The 16,209-nt window shown below is 38.8% G+C and carries 14 protein-coding genes; 3 read left to right on the top strand and 11 right to left on the bottom strand.

Going from position 1 to position 16,209, the window contains the following annotated elements:
• Window positions 1-76 precede the first annotated feature (76 nt).
• Both W7W_RS0104720 and W7W_RS0104725 read left to right on the top strand, forming a co-directional pair.
• Window positions 77-469: a hypothetical protein gene (locus W7W_RS0104720; protein WP_010662685.1), complete on the top strand. Its 393-nt coding sequence runs from the start codon at window positions 77-79 to the stop codon at window positions 467-469.
• A 350-nt stretch (window positions 470-819) separates the two neighbouring features.
• Entirely contained in the window at window positions 820-1,611 is a 792-nt protein-coding gene (locus W7W_RS0104725; RefSeq protein ID WP_010662686.1) for an energy transducer TonB, read from the top strand.
• Between the two features lie 91 nt (window positions 1,612-1,702).
• Here W7W_RS0104725 and W7W_RS0104730 read toward each other — a convergent pair whose 3' ends face one another.
• From W7W_RS0104730 to W7W_RS21740, 6 genes are all read right to left on the bottom strand, one after another.
• On the bottom strand, window positions 1,703-5,227 hold the full coding sequence (locus W7W_RS0104730) for a DEAD/DEAH box helicase family protein (RefSeq protein WP_010662687.1): 3,525 nt from the start codon (window positions 5,225-5,227) through the stop codon (window positions 1,703-1,705).
• A 156-nt stretch (window positions 5,228-5,383) separates the two neighbouring features.
• Window positions 5,384-6,379: a YecA/YgfB family protein gene (locus tag W7W_RS0104735; RefSeq protein ID WP_010662688.1), complete on the bottom strand. Its 996-nt coding sequence runs from the start codon at window positions 6,377-6,379 to the stop codon at window positions 5,384-5,386.
• Window positions 6,380-6,494: 115 nt separating this feature from the next.
• On the bottom strand, window positions 6,495-7,082 hold the full coding sequence (locus W7W_RS0104740; RefSeq protein ID WP_010662689.1) for a hypothetical protein: 588 nt from the start codon (window positions 7,080-7,082) through the stop codon (window positions 6,495-6,497).
• Window positions 7,083-7,139: 57 nt separating this feature from the next.
• Window positions 7,140-8,306 (bottom strand): restriction endonuclease subunit S, encoded by a 1,167-nt coding sequence (locus W7W_RS22805; RefSeq protein WP_010662690.1) that lies wholly within the window; start codon window positions 8,304-8,306, stop codon window positions 7,140-7,142.
• A gap of 151 nt (window positions 8,307-8,457) precedes the next feature.
• Window positions 8,458-9,984, bottom strand: coding sequence for a class I SAM-dependent DNA methyltransferase (locus W7W_RS0104750; protein WP_010662691.1), 1,527 nt, complete (start codon window positions 9,982-9,984; stop codon window positions 8,458-8,460).
• A 96-nt stretch (window positions 9,985-10,080) separates the two neighbouring features.
• On the bottom strand, window positions 10,081-11,601 hold the full coding sequence (locus W7W_RS21740; protein WP_025006934.1) for a P-loop NTPase fold protein: 1,521 nt from the start codon (window positions 11,599-11,601) through the stop codon (window positions 10,081-10,083).
• A 154-nt stretch (window positions 11,602-11,755) separates the two neighbouring features.
• On the opposite strand from W7W_RS21740, the gene W7W_RS0104760 reads away from it, so the two are divergent.
• On the top strand, window positions 11,756-12,049 hold the full coding sequence (locus W7W_RS0104760) for a hypothetical protein (protein WP_010662693.1): 294 nt from the start codon (window positions 11,756-11,758) through the stop codon (window positions 12,047-12,049).
• A gap of 61 nt (window positions 12,050-12,110) precedes the next feature.
• On the opposite strand, the gene W7W_RS21745 is transcribed toward W7W_RS0104760, so the two are convergent.
• The 5 genes from W7W_RS21745 to W7W_RS0104785 form a co-directional block, all read right to left on the bottom strand.
• Window positions 12,111-12,827 carry a DUF2256 domain-containing protein gene (locus tag W7W_RS21745; RefSeq protein WP_010662694.1) on the bottom strand — a complete coding sequence of 239 codons (717 nt, stop codon included), beginning with the start codon at window positions 12,825-12,827 and terminating at the stop codon, window positions 12,111-12,113.
• Between the two features lie 216 nt (window positions 12,828-13,043).
• Window positions 13,044-14,303, bottom strand: a complete 1,260-nt coding sequence (locus W7W_RS0104770; RefSeq protein ID WP_010662695.1) for a DUF3987 domain-containing protein — start codon at window positions 14,301-14,303, stop codon at window positions 13,044-13,046.
• On the bottom strand, window positions 14,293-14,631 hold the full coding sequence (locus W7W_RS0104775; RefSeq protein ID WP_010662696.1) for a hypothetical protein: 339 nt from the start codon (window positions 14,629-14,631) through the stop codon (window positions 14,293-14,295). The genes W7W_RS0104770 and W7W_RS0104775 overlap by 11 nt, the downstream gene beginning before the upstream one ends.
• On the bottom strand, window positions 14,621-14,935 hold the full coding sequence (locus W7W_RS0104780) for a helix-turn-helix transcriptional regulator (protein ID WP_025006935.1): 315 nt from the start codon (window positions 14,933-14,935) through the stop codon (window positions 14,621-14,623). The genes W7W_RS0104775 and W7W_RS0104780 overlap by 11 nt, the downstream gene beginning before the upstream one ends.
• Window positions 14,936-15,022: 87 nt before the next feature.
• Complete coding sequence (locus tag W7W_RS0104785) at window positions 15,023-16,204, bottom strand: hypothetical protein (protein WP_010662698.1); 1,182 nt, start codon at window positions 16,202-16,204, stop codon at window positions 15,023-15,025.
• Window positions 16,205-16,209: the final 5 nt, after the last annotated feature.

The following is a 16,209-nucleotide window of genomic DNA, read 5'->3' on the forward strand; positions in this document are numbered from 1 at the left end:
TTTCTTCTTTTTGAGATTGGAGTTGTATTAATGATCTTTTAACTATCTTGTTTTTGTTACCTGATTTGAAAAAACTATGATTCGAAAATCAGTAAATCCTTTTTCAGCATCTATTACTATGGGACTTGAACGAGGCTACTCGCGTGAATTGATTCATAAGTCAGATGTTATATCCTGGCTACAAGGTTGGCAGGATCGTCTGTTGAAAGAGAAAAAGGTAGGGTTGAGTGTTTGTATTTCTGAATGTGAGATTATTTTTAGTGGACAAGTTGAACCTCACCTGAAACTTAGCATGATTAATTATCCCAAGTTCCCACTGAAAGAGGAGGACTTAAAAGATGTAATAGAATTACTTGTTAGAGATCTGATGGAGGCATTTAATCAGAACCGAATAGTTATTGAATATTTGGATGAAACAATAATGCTTGAAAATTCACCGGATATTGATCCACGGATAAAGGAAAGTTGAAAAAGGGACTTAGCAAAAATGGGCTGAACAAATACTATTCCTTTTTTTTTGGGCAATTCGCGCTAAATTGAGCGTAAAAACTCAATTTTTTTGCTTTTGTTGCAGGCTTGTTGCTCGGGTAAGTGCCATTTAATGAGAGAGAAGCGATTTTTTATATATTGTTTTCTCTTTGTTTTTGGTTTGAAAAAACAGGTTTTAGCCTGCAACAAATATGTGGTGAATAGACGGTGAAAATATACGGTTAATTTCTTTAATTATTCTTTTTCAATGATTAAGGGTTTAAAAATATAGTGACGGAAAATTCTAAACTTGGAAGAGAATAATGCATCAACATCAAATAACCTTGAATAATGAGAAACCTTTTTACCTTTCTTTCTTGCCTTCTGATATCTCCTTTGGTAATTTCCCAAAATGAAGAACTGCTGCCTGATACTACATCAGAAGAAGAGGCTTTAATTTTTTTCATGGAACAAGCACCGGAATTTCCTGGTGGGATGGATTCATTGTGGTGTTTTCTTGAATCCAGTCTGGACTTTACTATTTTAAATCTTAATGATAAGAATGGGAGGGTAATCGTTACCTTTGAAATAGATACAGCTGGTACAGTTTTAAATATCAAAACCAATCCGGGTTACGTTCAGCAATTGGATGATCTCGTTAATGATAGTTTGATTGAGAAAGAGATAAAAAGAGTGCTGATGTTATCTCCAAAATGGTCTCCTGCGCAACAAGGAAAACATCCTATAAAAGTCAAATATACCATCTCGTTAAAGATTCCATATTCTGAATATAAATGCAAAAATATTGATAATCCATCATTGGCTTATTGGAAAGTTGATGAAAGTGCCAAATTCAATTATGGGGAAGGAGACAAAACGTATCAAAGTGTGCAGCTTTTTATTAGCGATAATATGCAGTGGCCAAGTCAGGATGATTGTATAGGCCGTGTCTTGGTGGGAGTTATAATAGATAAAAAGGGGGAAATTACGCATTCCAAAATAATCAGGGGGCTGGGCTCATGCCGTGGATTTAATGAAGAGGCTTTGAGGCTGGTGAAAATAATGCCGGAATGGGAGCCAGCTGAAATAGATGGTAATCCAGTGAAATCATACTTTGTGATTCCGGTAAATTTTGTGCTCTAAAAGGAATGGGAATTTATTTCAAAAAGATATTAAAGGAAACCATAGCATTGGAATGAATTAGTTATCAAGAATGATGACAATAAAATTTGTTTTATCCTGTCACCTGTCCTCCTCTATCTCCAAATCCCTTAACAATCTCAATTAATCTTCCAGCCTGTTCTTCTTTAAAGACCCCGTCAAGCCCTTGAGGATGGAACTTGGTAAACGGAGGATCAAAAAGCTTAACAAGGTCTATTTTCCCGTTTCGGGTAAGAAATTGTTTGAGGGTTTCCAGAAATTGAATTTGAACGGAGGAGAGCTGAAATTCATTGATGAAATTGGCAAAAGCGGCATCGACATGCTGTTTGTTAAGGCCGGTTAGCTGAATGATGAATTCCACAAGGTTGAGATTGGTGCCCAGTTCTTTTTCAAGTTCTTCTTTTTTAACCTGACCATCAAAAAGCACATTTTCTAATGAGCGGAGTTCTTCCTGCGTGATTTTCTCACCACGTCTGATGCGTTGAATGGTTATATTGTCCTCATGGTCCCGGATAATCTTCTCTAACCGGTGAATGTTATTTTGAAATGGTGATGCTGTCTGTTTCGGGTAAGCATCCCGGGCTTCACTACCAGAGTGAGCCACAAAGTCCTTTTCCGCTATTTTAGCCCGAATGATTTCATCTTTAAAGTCGGTGGTAACATATCGCTGTTCATCCCGGTCGATGTGTTTGATGAGATCTCGGACGCCCGCTCTGAGCTTTTCAAGATGAACAAGACGGTTGGCTTTCCAGAAGTCTTCATTGAGAGGTTGTTTAATCAGCTCCTCTTTTAACTTGATTTCCGGGATGGAAGTTTTTTTCAACAGGTTCTTTGAAAGAGCTGCCACCTTGGAGATGGCCGTGATAAAGTCGTTAATGAAGCGGTCAGTTTCCGGTGTTTGTGCTCGTTTTATCATAAGGGTATAGAGCAACCGGTCGTAAAAGCGGGCCAAATCAGACTCCCCCTTTTCAGGCTTAACCAGCGGAGCCAGTTCTTCTTCAATGGTGTGCAAATCGCGGTTGTCCAGGTGATTCCACAACTCACGGTTCTCTCCACCATAATTGAGTACCTGTTCAATTTGCATGCGCACATCAAACCGGTCATGATCAAGGCTGGCAATCTGACCATGCAACTCATCCAATAACCTTTGGCGAAATTGTTGAAACTCCTCATTCTCTTGCAGAGTATCGTCTTTGAGGGTTTCTGCCAGTTGCAGTTTCAGATTAAAAACCACTTCTGTCAGACTCTTCGAAACGGTTGCTTCAATGCCTTCAGGGTTTTCATCGAAAAACTCAAAGTTGCCACATAAGTCGAAGATCAGGAATTTGCTTTTATCCTCTCCCGGTCCAAAAAGATCGGGGCGAAGACGAGAGCCGCGACCTATCATTTGCCAGAACTTGGTGTATGACTTTACCGGCTTGTAAAAAACCAGATTCACCACACTGGGGGCGTCAATCCCTGTATCCATCATATCCACCGAGATGGCGATCTGGGGCAGTCGTTCTACCTCTTCATCACAAAATCGCCTTATGAATTCCTCGGCCTTGGGCTCACTGTGGGTAATCACTTTTACATAGTTATTTCCAAACTGCTGCTTGTCCATATCCAGCAAGGTATCCTTCAGGAAATGGGCATGTTTCTGATTTCGTGCAAAAATGATGGTTTTCCCGATTTCATCCCCTCCACGTTTGCGAATTCCGTGCTCCAAAACATATTGCAGCGTTTGTATGGCAGTATCTTTATTAAACAGCCAGGCATTCAGGGCGTTTTTATCTACCCTTTCTTTGCCTGTGGGCTGATTCCCTTCCAGAATTTCTTCCTCAAACATGGCCTGTTCTTCAGGAGTCAGATCCTTGTAGGCTATGCCTTTTGTGTGAAATTTGGTGGGAACTTCAATGGATTTATAGGGAACCAAATGATCATTGGCCACAGCTTCATCAAAGGTATAAGCATCGGTGGGATGCTTGTCCGGCAAGCCAAACACCGAATAGGTATTCCGATCGATGCTGTTTTTGGGCGTGGCGGTCAGTCCCAGTAATAAGGCATCAAAATAATGGAAAATGGCCTTGTATTTCTGATAGATCGAACGGTGAGCTTCATCAATAATCACCATGTCGAAATGACCTACTCCGTAGAATTTCTGCTTCCCGCTTTTGATCTCATCAATCATCCCCATCATGGTCTGATAGGTGGAGAAAACGAGACGGGTATCTCTGTTTTCCTTATCCTCTAAAAGGTTAACGGCTGAATGTTCCGGCAAGTGCTTGCTGAATTCCCTTTTAGCCTGACTCACCAGGCTGGTTCGATCAGCCAGAAATAAGATGCGTTTGGTCCAGTTACTTTCCAGCATCACTTTGCTGAGCGATATGGCCACCCTGGTTTTTCCGGTACCTGTTGCCAGCACGAGCAAAGCACCGCGATTGGTTCCAATTAAATTTCCGGTTTGCGCGTCACTTCCTGCAAAATGCTCGGTGATACTCCGGATGGCCCGCATCTGGTAATGCCGGTCGGTTATTCGTGTGGAGATTATCGCATCCCGGATGTCCTTGCGATGTTTACGTCTGAATAGTATGGTCTGGAGCTCATTTTTTGTGTAGAAACCATATACAGGTCGGGCCTTTTTGTAGAAGCAATCGTCCCAGATGTAAGTCTCGAAACCGTTGCTGTAAAACATGACAGGTCTTTGGCCATGCATTTTTTCCAAACTATCGGCATAGAGTTGCGCCTGATTTTCTCCATTAGTAGCACTTTCCATGGCTTTTTTGGCCTCTACCACGGCAAGAGGCTTCCCATCGTCATCCCACAATACATAGTCCACATAACCCGTTTCTGATCGGTTGGTTGTCGCCGGCATATAGCTGACTTTGTATTCACGGTCGTTAGCTCCGGTTAAATCCCATCCTGCTTCACGTAGCAGCACATCTATGAAAAACTTACGCGTTTCAAATTCATTGCGGGGGTGATGCACTTCATCTTCATGCGCGGCATTTTGCTTCGTTGCCTCAAGTCTTTTTTTCAGGTCTTCCAGTTGTTGCCTGTAAAACTCATTTTCCTCAAGCAGTGATTGATTTTTTTCCTGAGTTTTTTTCAGTTCATCCTGAAATTCTTCAATCTCGGCGTCAAACTGTTCCTGTCTCTTTTTTAGCTGATTGCGGGAAAGAGAGGCATCACCCTCAGTGGGGATCAATGAAAAATCAAAAGATTCTATTTCCGGAATTTCCTCTTCAGAATAGGATTTGGCAAACCACCGCGAGAAATAGAAAAGGTTGTATATAATCTTTTCGGAATCCTTTTGTGAAACATTTTTATTGTGAATGGCCAGGTTACCCAATTTCCGGATGAGATCTATTTCCCGATACAGCTTATGTGAGAGTTGCTCCCGGAAGTCCGGGGTTTTCATCAATGAATTCAGAGTGGTATCGTAAGGCAGCTCCAATTCAGGATCATTGTTATACATCCAGTTAACCATCAGTTCCAGCCCCATGCGCGCGTAGGCCAGAGATGCCCGGGGATCGGTAATCACCATTTTCTCGGCACGGGTGACCCGGTCAGAAATTTTTGGCCATTGTGAATGTATGAATGAAAAGTTGGTAGGCATGAGTGGGCTATTATGGTATTAGAAAAAGATATTAAAACTTCACGATGTAAATATTAATCTGTTTTGGGAAAGCAGGATTATAAAAGGGTTTTGACGAAAATAATAAAATATTCTTTGTTTACCACATTATGCTACCACGATAAGGCCTTTACCAGATTACTTCCTTAAGCAGCATTTCTTATATTTTTTCCCACTTCCGCATGGACAAGGATCGTTTCTTCCTGGTTCGGGTTTTTTAATATAGGGTTTTGATTCGGATGAAAGCCAAGTGGAATCCGGTTCGTACAAAGCATCCTCTGACAATCCGTTTCTTTCAGATCTGAAGGGTTTTATTGACGAGTCTACAAGTTCACCGGTTATTGCTTTATATCTCTGAAATATGTCTAATACTGCTCTTTTATTCATAGCAGGAGATGCTGTTTCCAGATCATCCAGCACATCTTCCATGTTGCCACAAATGTCGGCTGCTACCAGGTTGTTTTCATAAGCCTTGCGAATTAGAGGAGCTGCCTCTTCTATTTTCATATCCAGGATGTCCCAAACAATGTTGCCCATAAATTCAGAATCGGGCAAATAACCTTTTTCTGTCTCGTTGAGAAAGTCTTCCAGCAATGTGATGTACCATTGTTTGACTTCTTCCTGCCTATCCGGTTGGTGCCAATAAACCTGTTTTGCCACATCAAGAAATACAGATCTGTAAATAAATGAGATGTCATTTCTGAAAAGGAACAGGCGGAAAGCATCCAGCTTATGATTGGCAATACGGTAAATGGGTTCCCACATTCCTTCAATAACAATGTCCATCCCTATAAAGGTCTCAAGGTAATCATCGGACTGGCTGAGAATCCGGAAGAAGTAGTCGAGGCTGTTTTCAGACTTTAATTCGCCTAAAAGATAAATCGCATGGACAACAAATTGAAAGTTGACAACTTTTTCTTCCTGGGTTGGCTGTTCTTCAAGTGGAGCATTGATATAAATATTCTGATGTTGAATACTCTTGGTGATGATCTCATGCAGGTCATCAATGACTTTTTCGCGAGGCTTTGACAGGTAAAATCGCAAAAAGTCTTCTCCTTCCTCCATTGCCAGGCTGTAAAGTCTTTCACTTTCAGGAATTTTAAGTTTGGGAAGTTTGTCGTAGGAAATATACATGGTTGTTTTGTTTTTGCAGGTGTTATTTATTCCACGTCACACAATTAATCATTCCGCCTTTTTCAGCCAGTTTGCTTGCATTGATTGCGATGACTTTTTTATCGTAGAGGTGTTATTATCTCCTCCTCCAATTGAAGAGCTCCCATTGAGCAATGGAGAGATTGTCGCGCTTAGCAATTTCACGAATACAATCTATATATTGTTTGTAATCATTGATGTCATCTAATTTAGACCAATCGGGCAGGTTGCAATTAATCAGTTGGTTTTTGATATGGCTTTTTACAATTCCGTCAACAGGACAATGACAGGGTTCGGGTATTTCATCTGCAGCCCACATGTATTTCAGAAATAAGTTAATGATTTTTTGAGAGATACCTATTCTAAACCGGTTTTGAAATAAAAATTTTTGGTAAAGCTCCGAGATACGGTCAGACATTTTTATGATCTGCTGAAGGTGTTTTTCTTCGTTTATTCCTTTTGTTTTAATTTCTTCCAGATATTCACTGAGCAGATCGAAAAGATCGTACTTTAATTTACTCGTATTGTCGGTGTCATAGACTTTTTCTCTGGAGAAAACATTTATTTTATCCTTATCATAGATTGGATAGTTTTTGTTCCTTGTTTGCAGACCGGCCTGTACGGAGAAAAGCATGTATTCAGTAAGGAAGAACTGCTTTCGGTATTCGTCTAAAACGTCTTTCATATTGTATGGGTTTTATTGATTTACCGGTGATCCTTTTACTCCTAATGAAAATTTCACTCAAACCCCCGCCACTTCTTCAGCTTCACTTACCTCTATCTCTCCTTTAAAGGCTTTTTGCAACAATGCATTGAAAAGATTTTCACTCCCTTCCAGACTCTTTTTTGCAAGGTCTTTTTGTTGTTCTATTAGGGCAATGCTTTCTGCAAATTGGTTTTGGAGAGAAATAGATGGAAGGATTAAGTTAAAACGCTTCATAATTGAAGTGTTTAAATTAGGCTGTGTTCCATCTGGGGCTGTTTCGCGGAAATACCTAGTTATTGAGTTTAATGCTTTTAATAGAAATATTTTATTCAATCGGTCCGTGCTTATATCAGAAAACGCTAACCAACCGTCATGTATACAACCCTCAAATGTTATTATTCTAGCAAAACCTAAGCTAACACCACAATTAGCAAAGATAAGACTTCCATCTGGCAAAAGTCTTGTTTTTTTAAGTCCGTCTTTGGTTATATGTTCTTTGGTCTTTGTAATATAGATATCATTTCCTTTTGATCCATCTCCAATTTTTATCCATGGGAATGTTCCTCCTAGATAGTGCTCAATTGGACGAGGAGAACCTCCTCTAAGAATTGTCATTAAATCCGCCATGGGCTTTTTCTCCCACCCCATCGGATTCTTCACCGGATCCCCAAACATCTCCAAAAACAGTGATTGTGCCAGTTGGTCGTAATGGTCGATGATGGCCTGTGTTCTTTGGCGCAGTGCATCGGCGGTGTCGAGCAGGTCGGCTATCTTTTTTTGGGTGGAGAGGGGGGGGAGGGGGATTTGGAGATTTTTTAATGTTGATTGGGTTATAGCCGAAAACGTAGAGCCAGTGGCTTTATTGGCAAGTTGTGGCTCAATCCATCTTAAATAATGAATGAGATATTTAAAATACAGTTTCTCAGGATTACACCTAATTGCGCTTAGACCTCTACCAATGCAGGCTTCAGTTTTGTTAATATTGGTTGGCCCCACAGGAGCTCTTACTGAAATTAGAATATCATTGGGGTTTGAAATCTTTTTTGGTTGGCTGCACCAAAAGCGGGTTTTCGGAAACCATGGGCCGAAGTCGGCTTTTCCTTGAAAAAATGGAAGACCTTCACCAGTTATATTATAACTTGTTGATGGTGGTGATTGCCCTGCAATGACTTCTGAAATATCAGATAAAGTTTTAAATATCATTCTTCTTTTTTCTTTTAATAATGGTTACCCACTACTGGGGCTTTTCCTGGTAGGCCTTGTTTCTTGTAATCTAATAGATTATTAACAATGAGATTCTTCACCACGATCAGAATGACAAAGAACAGTAAACTAAGGACTTTACTGGCGGCGATTACTCACTTAACATCTCCTTCAATTTCCGTTGCAGCTCCATGCGTTCCTTGTCCAACGTAGATATCTTATCCAGAATGGCATCGGGGTGCTCATATTCCACTTCCTCATATACAATCTCTTTGTAACGGTTGATGGAGAGATTCCAGTCGTTGGTTTTGATCTCCTCCATGGGAACGCGGAAACTTTGCTCTGTACGTTCGCGGTTTTCATTGTCCCTATCGGGGTACCGCGCAATGATGTCGGGTAAATTAAAGTTTTCGTGTAACTTGATTTTCTCCCCCTCACTAAGGTTTTCAGGAACTTTCAGATTATTGAGGATGTCTTCATCTACCAGAAGAGAGCGCTTATCGTCCAGACTGCGACCATCGGCTTTCATATCGTAAAACCATACATGATCGGTCCCACCACTGCCTGTTTTGGTAAATATTAGAATGGCAGTACTCACTCCTGCGTAAGGTTTGAACACACCACTGGGCATAGAAATAACTGCTTCCAGTTTGTTGTTTTCCACAATCTCCTGCCGGATGCTTTTATAGGCTTTGTTGCTGCCAAAGAGCACGCCATCGGGCACAATGACTGCACAGCGACCGCCTGATTTAAGCATACGCAGCATCAGGGCCAGAAACAGCAGCTCGGTTTTATTGGTATTGGTGATGTTTTTCAGTCCGGGTGCAATACTGTCCTTGTCAATAGTGCCCTTAAATGGCGGATTGGCCAAAATAAGGGAATAAGCATCCGAAATGGTATTGTCTTTACTAACGGCATCCATGTCCATGATGTTGGGTTCCTGTACACCATGGAGAAACAGGTTCATGGAAGCAATACGCAGCATAGTGGCATCGAACTCCATGCCGTTGAACATCTCTTTGTTGATGTGGTTGGCATGTTTGTCAAGGGTTACTACATCGTTATTGTGGTCGATGTAATCTTTGGCATTCACCAGAAAACCTGCTGTCCCGGATGCCGGGTCACAAATGGTATCATCAAGAGAAGGTTGTACCAGTTGCACCATCATTTTTATGATGTGGCGGGGCGTACGAAACTGGCCTGAAGTACCGCCACCTTCAAGCTTTGAAAGCAGGTATTCGTAGATGTCGCCCTTGGTGTCCTGGTTGGTCATGTCGATGGTTTCCAGCTTCTCTATCACCGCATCCAAAACCATGGGTTTACTGATGCCAAAGGAAGCACCACGCATGTGGGCACTGAAAGCACTCTGGTCTTCACCCAGATTACGCAAAAACGGGAAAATGCCATTCACCGGGTCGGCAAAAATCTGATGCCGCTGCATCACATCCATCTCCTTTAGGTTTTTCCAGCGGAATTTTTGCTGATCTTCATTGAAGATGGGCTTATATTGAAATCCCAGCTTGGCTTTCCGCTCGTTACGCGATTCTGCTTCGTCCAGGTCTTTTATGAAAATCAGATAGGTCAGCTGCTCCACAATGGTGATGGTATTGCCAATACCTCCACTCCAGAAGGTATTCCATATCTGGTCTATCTTAGATTTGAGTTCTCCGGTGATCATAGATTGTTTTTGAAGTTATTTTGGTATGCGAAAATAGTTGTTTTAACGGATAAATGGGTTGAGTTTTTAACCCATTAAACAAGTATTCTCTTTTACTTAAACATTGTGACTGACTTTGAGTGCTTCCCGCCAGGCTTTAAAGATGGTTTGCTCCTTTATTTTTATGTCTGGGTAAGGTATTTCGTTTCCGGTTTCTTTATCAAAAAATATTGTACTAAAAGTATCACGAACAAAAGCCTGGTCATTCATTTTAATCTTAAAATGAAACACTTTTCCTCCACTTTGAAAAGAGCTTCCTTCATTCATTAATGTTGCTAAGCTTGAATATCCAATGAATGGTAAGAAATGACCAAACAAAAATCCCATGGAAAAAGGTCCTCCATCTAAGCTCAAATGGCCCGAAGGTCTTTCAGAGCAAATATCTAAAGCATTAGCTAGTTTTAAATTTTCTTTATTGAATACATGAAGAAAAAAACCATTTATAAAAAAATAGTCGAATGATTTTTCATGCACCTGATACTCCTGAAAGACCCGGGAAAAGCCATCAAGCTTTTCTGATGGGTTCAAAAATAGTTTCTCTAATTCTCTTATTTGTAAAACGCCTTCCATTACGAATTTTTCAAGAAGAGGTTCACAAATACGGTACATTAATTCAACAGCCCTTCTTTCTCTTTCATTTTTTTCAATAAGCGGCTTAATAATGTCTCTGATAGAACCTTTTATTTCTGACCTTATGTTATACTCAAAAATACTCTTCGAATAAAACTTATCAATGTAACCGGAGAAGTTAACATTCTGTCCGTATTTCTCATGAAAAATGTGACGTATATTCTCCACATCGCAAACAATAATGATTTTATCAAATCCAAACTTGTTCTTTTGCTCAATAGATGAATAGCTTTGATTATCAATATGGGCGGTTAACAAATTCAGGATTCTGAAAATCTGCTCCGGATCAATCCGGTCCAGATCATCTATAATCAATAGGTTTTGAAAGTTATTATTTTCTTTGAGTTTTTGAGAGATGAAACCAGTTAGATTATCAAGCTCATAAATTGAACCTTCCTCTTGCGGCAGCTGATCAATGATAGATTCGACATATTTTTCCTCTGAATTAGCAACCTGTTCTTCTTTATATTTTACAACAAATTCTTTCAGTTTTCTTGCTCCGGATATGAACCCACCAATTTGCGGAAGACTTTCCAGTAAATCTAACACAACATCTTTCCCGTTACCTCCAATAAATCGCTTCATGCTTTGAAGTTGAGAAACATCCTCTTTATCATTAATCAGACCATGCTCAATCAGTTTTAGGAGGATATCGTATTTCAAAAGCTTAAAAATATCCCGATTGGATGAGACCTGGTAATTAACGGGAAATAAGTGGAATGCTCGATAACGCTGCTTGTTTTGCTCAAAAAACTTTTTCAAGAAGAAAGTTTTTCCACACCCAAATGGGCCGGAAAAAAGGATTCTGTTGTTTTCACCATTACCATCATTTAGATGGACTTCAAAAGCTGACATCATATTATTTACCGGAATGTCGAAAGTTTCCATGGTTGGGGTATTTAATTTTTTTGTTTTGTTAATTAAAATGCAAGATACATTTTTTACCATATTTTTATATTACAGTATTGTTCAATGGTTGAAAATAAAGTTTGAGAAATAACTAGATAAATGGTAAAAGTTAAGAGTGATTAAGATATTTGAAAATATTTCATTCCTTGATTTACGCTAAAATTAAGTAGCTGCAATTAAAATTGTCCGTTTAATGTCGAATGAGATTGAAGATTTTATTGAAAGTAAAAGAGCTGTTGTAATATGGGGCATTGCCGGAATTATTACAGGCATATTTTTTACTTTAAGTTATATTGGTGTGCCATTATCCGGGATTCCATCCTTGATAATGATTATTCCTGTGATCTCGGCTTTGGTTTTTCTATTTGGACTCTTTCTTTACGGAGGGCAATTAAGTTTTGGCTTAATTTATTTTATTTTCTGGGGAATTGGCAAGGGAATAATGTTTGTAATTGTTTTTTTAGGAAAAATTCTGAAGGTGTTTTGACCGACAATATAAGTGTTAGGTCCATATAAGTTCTAGTAGGGAAATAACCGATAATCTCCGGTTATTTCCCTACTAAAAGTCCTTCATATCTGAGAATCCTGGATTGGTAAAACCGCACTTGTTGGATGTTCTCCTGTATGGTCTCTTTATTTGAAACAATGAGTGTTTCTGTTTTCCGGATTTGGTTCTGAATATTATCAGCTTGTCCTTCTAATTTAAGAATTTCGTTTTTCAGTCGCATTCGATAGTTGTTTATTCGTTGGCGAAAAGATTCACCGGAATATCCGGTTATTTCCCAATCAGTCTTTAATAGTTTTTCCGGATTCGCTTTATCCATTTTCTTTGCAGTGAGGTATTCGGTATTCAAATAATTGTTGAATATCTGAGAGTCAGTTAACTCTAGCACAAGCTCAATTTTTTTAATGTTTATCTCCCCCGTTGTTTTTACCTGTTCTTTGAGAGTGAAAATATCGTTTGCCAGCATGTTGTTTTGGGATTTTAACTCATTTATTTCATCGGTAAGCCGTTTTATCTCATTTTCCGATTTCTCAATAAAACCAAGCATTGAATCCATGGATAGTTCTCCTTTAAGTGGAGGGGATTGAATTTCAGGTACCATGGTAAATGGTTCAATGTTTTCATAGCTTTCAGTTTTTTCTTTGGCAGCAACTCGTTTTTTGTAATTTGCTTTTGCCCTGCATTTTTCTGAGCAATAGGAAGCATCTGAGCGTTTTGGGGTAAATTCCTTACCGCAGATTAAGCATATTTTTGCATTCATAGGACTTATTTTTTTTTGACACTTGACAGTTGTCAAATTGTGAAATTGTTGTTAGATGTTTGATAATTGGATTATTGTAAGTGTTGACTTGAGGTTTTGCTTGTCAATGTGATTAACACTTCCTATGGAGAGGTGTTGACAACCTTTCGATCTGATGTTGATTGATAAGGTGTTGATAAACAATATTTTATTATGTATGCTCTGAGATGTCAGTTGTCAATTGTCAATCAGATTTGCATTTACATATTGTCTGACTGCTTCGTGACTCATTCCGACTGTTGAACCTATCTCCCTGTAACTCATGTTGCTTTTGTTGTATAGTTCGAGAGCAAGCATTTTTCGGTGTTCAGTGGTTAAACTTTCGGGTTCCCTCAAATACTCAATAACCGATTTTGCGTTATTAATAAAGAAATTACTGAGAGTGATAGCGCCTTCCATGGCTCTCAAACCGATCTTTTCTTTGCGTTCTTCCCCGCAAACCCAATAAAGCAGTTGCAGGATTAGCGCAAATCTTATGGTGTAAGTATCTATTTTGGGATAAAACCCTTTAATTTTTTCGCAGGTATCCGGATCGTTGACAATAGCAGCGTTCTTATTAAAAAAAATCTTATAGGCCTGAAGAGCTTCAACTGACAGATCAACTATAGTGGGGTTGATGTCATTGTCTTTATCCATGTTCATTGGTAATTCAATAAGCCTGTTCATTATATTGCTGTATTTTTCTAATGCAGACATTGGCATATCGTTTTCCGGGAAGTTTTCCTTTTTCAAGTTATCCGGTTTTAACAAAAGCATTCGTTCAATGAAGCCGTTTTTATTCCGGTTTCCGCCAAAAAGTTCCCCAATAAGTTTTGTTTGAATACCGCCGATAACACTTATATGAGGAGCCATCAAAGATATTGGTTCACTGGAAACACGATTGACAATGACTGGTTTGCGCGACCACATTTTAAGCCATATTTCCTGATCACTTCCTTTGTTATATTTACCCATATTATTAAACCACCCCAGGATTTCATCATAATACACACCGATTCCTTTAATGTTAGCTTGATGTGATCGGTAAATAGCCTCCATGGTTGCATCGTCCAGCAATAGTTGTTTTAGTCTTGGGCGTTCAAGCAATTCCTTTTCTTCATCATTTTTACTTTTGGAGAGTTGATTCTGTTGATACTCCTTGAGCTCGTCAGTGTAGGATTTGTAATATTCCTGATTCTTTTTAAGTAGTGGGTTTATTGCCAGTGAAATGGCATGGCTTTTTGCAATCCCGGTTTCTCCAATAATTGATATAAAAAGACTGGAACCTTCATACCATCCGTTTTTTACTTTTACTTGATGTGTATTTCCGATAGCGACACTAGCTGCATACAGAATAGAACATAGCACAAAATCAACCGGAAGGTTAAGTCCCTCTTTTGCCTCCATGGTAAAGCATTGTATGTCATAAGGGAACACGTCAAATATTTTATTTTCCATACCTACTCCTTTCAATGAAGTTAAGTTCAGACTGATTACCCAGGTCTATTTTCCTGCTTAATGGGATTAAGATTTTCAAAACACTAACACCAAACTCTGAACTTTGGGTAATAGCTCTCTGAATATCTATAAGAAGGTCAAAGTTTACCAGAAAGGCCATGTCATCATGTATGTCCCACAGAAAATCGTTTTCCTTTTGTGTTTTCAAAATGAATGACCTGTACTTGTCCTGGTCGATGGATGCAATATATTTACTGCGGCGGACGAGGAATTCTTCCAATGAAGATGCTGGATTGCAGATTGGGTAGTTTCTATTGTTATCCGTCATAACGATTTACTTTAAGGAGGTTATGCAAATCGCTTTTCTTGTAATACACCCTGGAGCCTACTTTAGTATAAGGTAGTTTCCCATTTTGGCGTTGGTTCCAGAACCATGTGGTTTTTCTGTCGAATTCCTTTTTTGCATCTTTTTCCGAAATATATTCGTCTAATACTTCAGTTTTGCTTGATTGGTCACCACATAAGATGTTGTGAATGTTTTTGGTCAGTTCTAAAAGAGATTCATACTCTTCTGCGGGTAAAAACACCATACTATTCTTCAAGTGTTTTTTATTTGTTTCTAAATCTTTCATGTCTGCGAATTTGGTTCAGCAGACATTTTTTTCTTCCCTCCTGAAATGAAATAGATTTCCTTAACCAATCTTTTTTGAAAAACTTTCCTAAGAGTCTGATGTTAATTTGTTGTTTGATTTGATGGCCCAGCTAACAGTTTTTCTTAAACTTTCATTATTTACTCTCAAATTATCAGATGGTAAGTATTCAATGTCAAGGTCAATAATTCCCATATCCAGTGCTATAAATCCGCTTATTGTTTGGATTAAATGTTCCGAAACTTTTTTTCCCACAAACGCAGATTTAACTATATGGTATATTAGTGAAAGGAACGTGTTTTTTACTTTTTTGACTTCCTTGGGCTCATAAGAAAACGGATTTAATGCATCTGTTAACTTATCAGCAACATTGTAAAAAGCCTGGGCCCTTTCCGGGACTTGTTCAATTTCAGATACGCGATAAAGCTTTAGGCCTGAAGGAGGATAGTTTGAATTTATAAATCCGGATTCTGTTTGATTAGGGATGTAAAGTCCGTAGTAAAATTTTAAATTCTTAACAGAGATGCTTTCTAAGCATCCAAGTTCAGAGGTTGTTTCTATAGTGAAGCCAAAAGTGGATTTGCAAATTTTGAGGATGCGACCATCATGGTTAATGAATAAGGGTGTGTCATTGTCCAGAATATCTTCAATGTTTTCTGCTGTATTTGGGATTTCATCGGATATCTGAACCAGATGGTCCTCAATATTTATATAAAAAGGAAGATTGTAAAAATATTCGCTGTTGATTACCTGTTCAATCGGAAAATCGGGGAGCAGAGATTTTCTTATTTCTAGCGAATTCAGATATTCATCCATATTCTTTTGAAAGAGATTTTCGTATTCTTCTGCAATTTCAAGCGAAAGGAATGCCAATTCTGTTTTATTCCGTATTCTTTTATTCGATATGTGCATATTTTGAAGTAGTTCCCACAATATCTTTAACCCTATTATCTGGGAGAGATGCTCTGTTTGAATAAACTTAAAGAAATCACCCCGGGTAAAGAATTCATAATTTTTGCCTGCATCTTTTGTATTAAACTTCTTGCGGTTGTCTATTCGTTCAAATATGTTTTTTACGAATTGAATATCAGGAAGAATGTCATCATGCTTTAACCTGTCTGCTTTATTCGGGTCGTAAGAAATGGCATCAATAAGGCGTTGGATGTGAGGTTCATTGTTGGTTAAATTTTTGAGCAGGTTGATTTGTTCTATAAATTCTATTTCTTTACCTTTTATAATTTCTATTTTCACTGTTG

Source organism: Marinilabilia salmonicolor JCM 21150, assembly GCF_000259075.1.
In the GTDB taxonomy this organism is placed as follows: domain Bacteria; phylum Bacteroidota; class Bacteroidia; order Bacteroidales; family Marinilabiliaceae; genus Marinilabilia; species Marinilabilia salmonicolor.

Excerpts from the sequence above, each read along its gene's own strand:
- W7W_RS0104760 (WP_010662693.1), top strand. The coding sequence starts at position 11,756 with ATGTCGAATGAGATTGAAGATTTTATTGAAAGTAAAAGAGCTGTTGTA.
- W7W_RS0104740 (WP_010662689.1), bottom strand. The coding sequence starts at position 7,082 with ATGAAAGACGTTTTAGACGAATACCGAAAGCAGTTCTTCCTTACTGAA.
- W7W_RS21740 (WP_025006934.1), bottom strand. The coding sequence starts at position 11,601 with ATGGTAAAAAATGTATCTTGCATTTTAATTAACAAAACAAAAAAATTA.
- W7W_RS0104775 (WP_010662696.1), bottom strand. The coding sequence starts at position 14,631 with ATGACGGATAACAATAGAAACTACCCAATCTGCAATCCAGCATCTTCA.
- W7W_RS21745 (WP_010662694.1), bottom strand. The coding sequence starts at position 12,827 with ATGAATGCAAAAATATGCTTAATCTGCGGTAAGGAATTTACCCCAAAA.
- W7W_RS0104770 (WP_010662695.1), bottom strand. The coding sequence starts at position 14,303 with ATGGAAAATAAAATATTTGACGTGTTCCCTTATGACATACAATGCTTT.
- W7W_RS0104750 (WP_010662691.1), bottom strand. The coding sequence starts at position 9,984 with ATGATCACCGGAGAACTCAAATCTAAGATAGACCAGATATGGAATACC.
- W7W_RS0104720 (WP_010662685.1), top strand. The coding sequence starts at position 77 with ATGATTCGAAAATCAGTAAATCCTTTTTCAGCATCTATTACTATGGGA.
- W7W_RS22805 (WP_010662690.1), bottom strand. The coding sequence starts at position 8,306 with ATGATATTTAAAACTTTATCTGATATTTCAGAAGTCATTGCAGGGCAA.
- W7W_RS0104730 (WP_010662687.1), bottom strand. The coding sequence starts at position 5,227 with ATGCCTACCAACTTTTCATTCATACATTCACAATGGCCAAAAATTTCT.
- W7W_RS0104735 (WP_010662688.1), bottom strand. The coding sequence starts at position 6,379 with ATGTATATTTCCTACGACAAACTTCCCAAACTTAAAATTCCTGAAAGT.
- W7W_RS0104725 (WP_010662686.1), top strand. The coding sequence starts at position 820 with ATGAGAAACCTTTTTACCTTTCTTTCTTGCCTTCTGATATCTCCTTTG.
- W7W_RS0104780 (WP_025006935.1), bottom strand. The coding sequence starts at position 14,935 with ATGAAAGATTTAGAAACAAATAAAAAACACTTGAAGAATAGTATGGTG.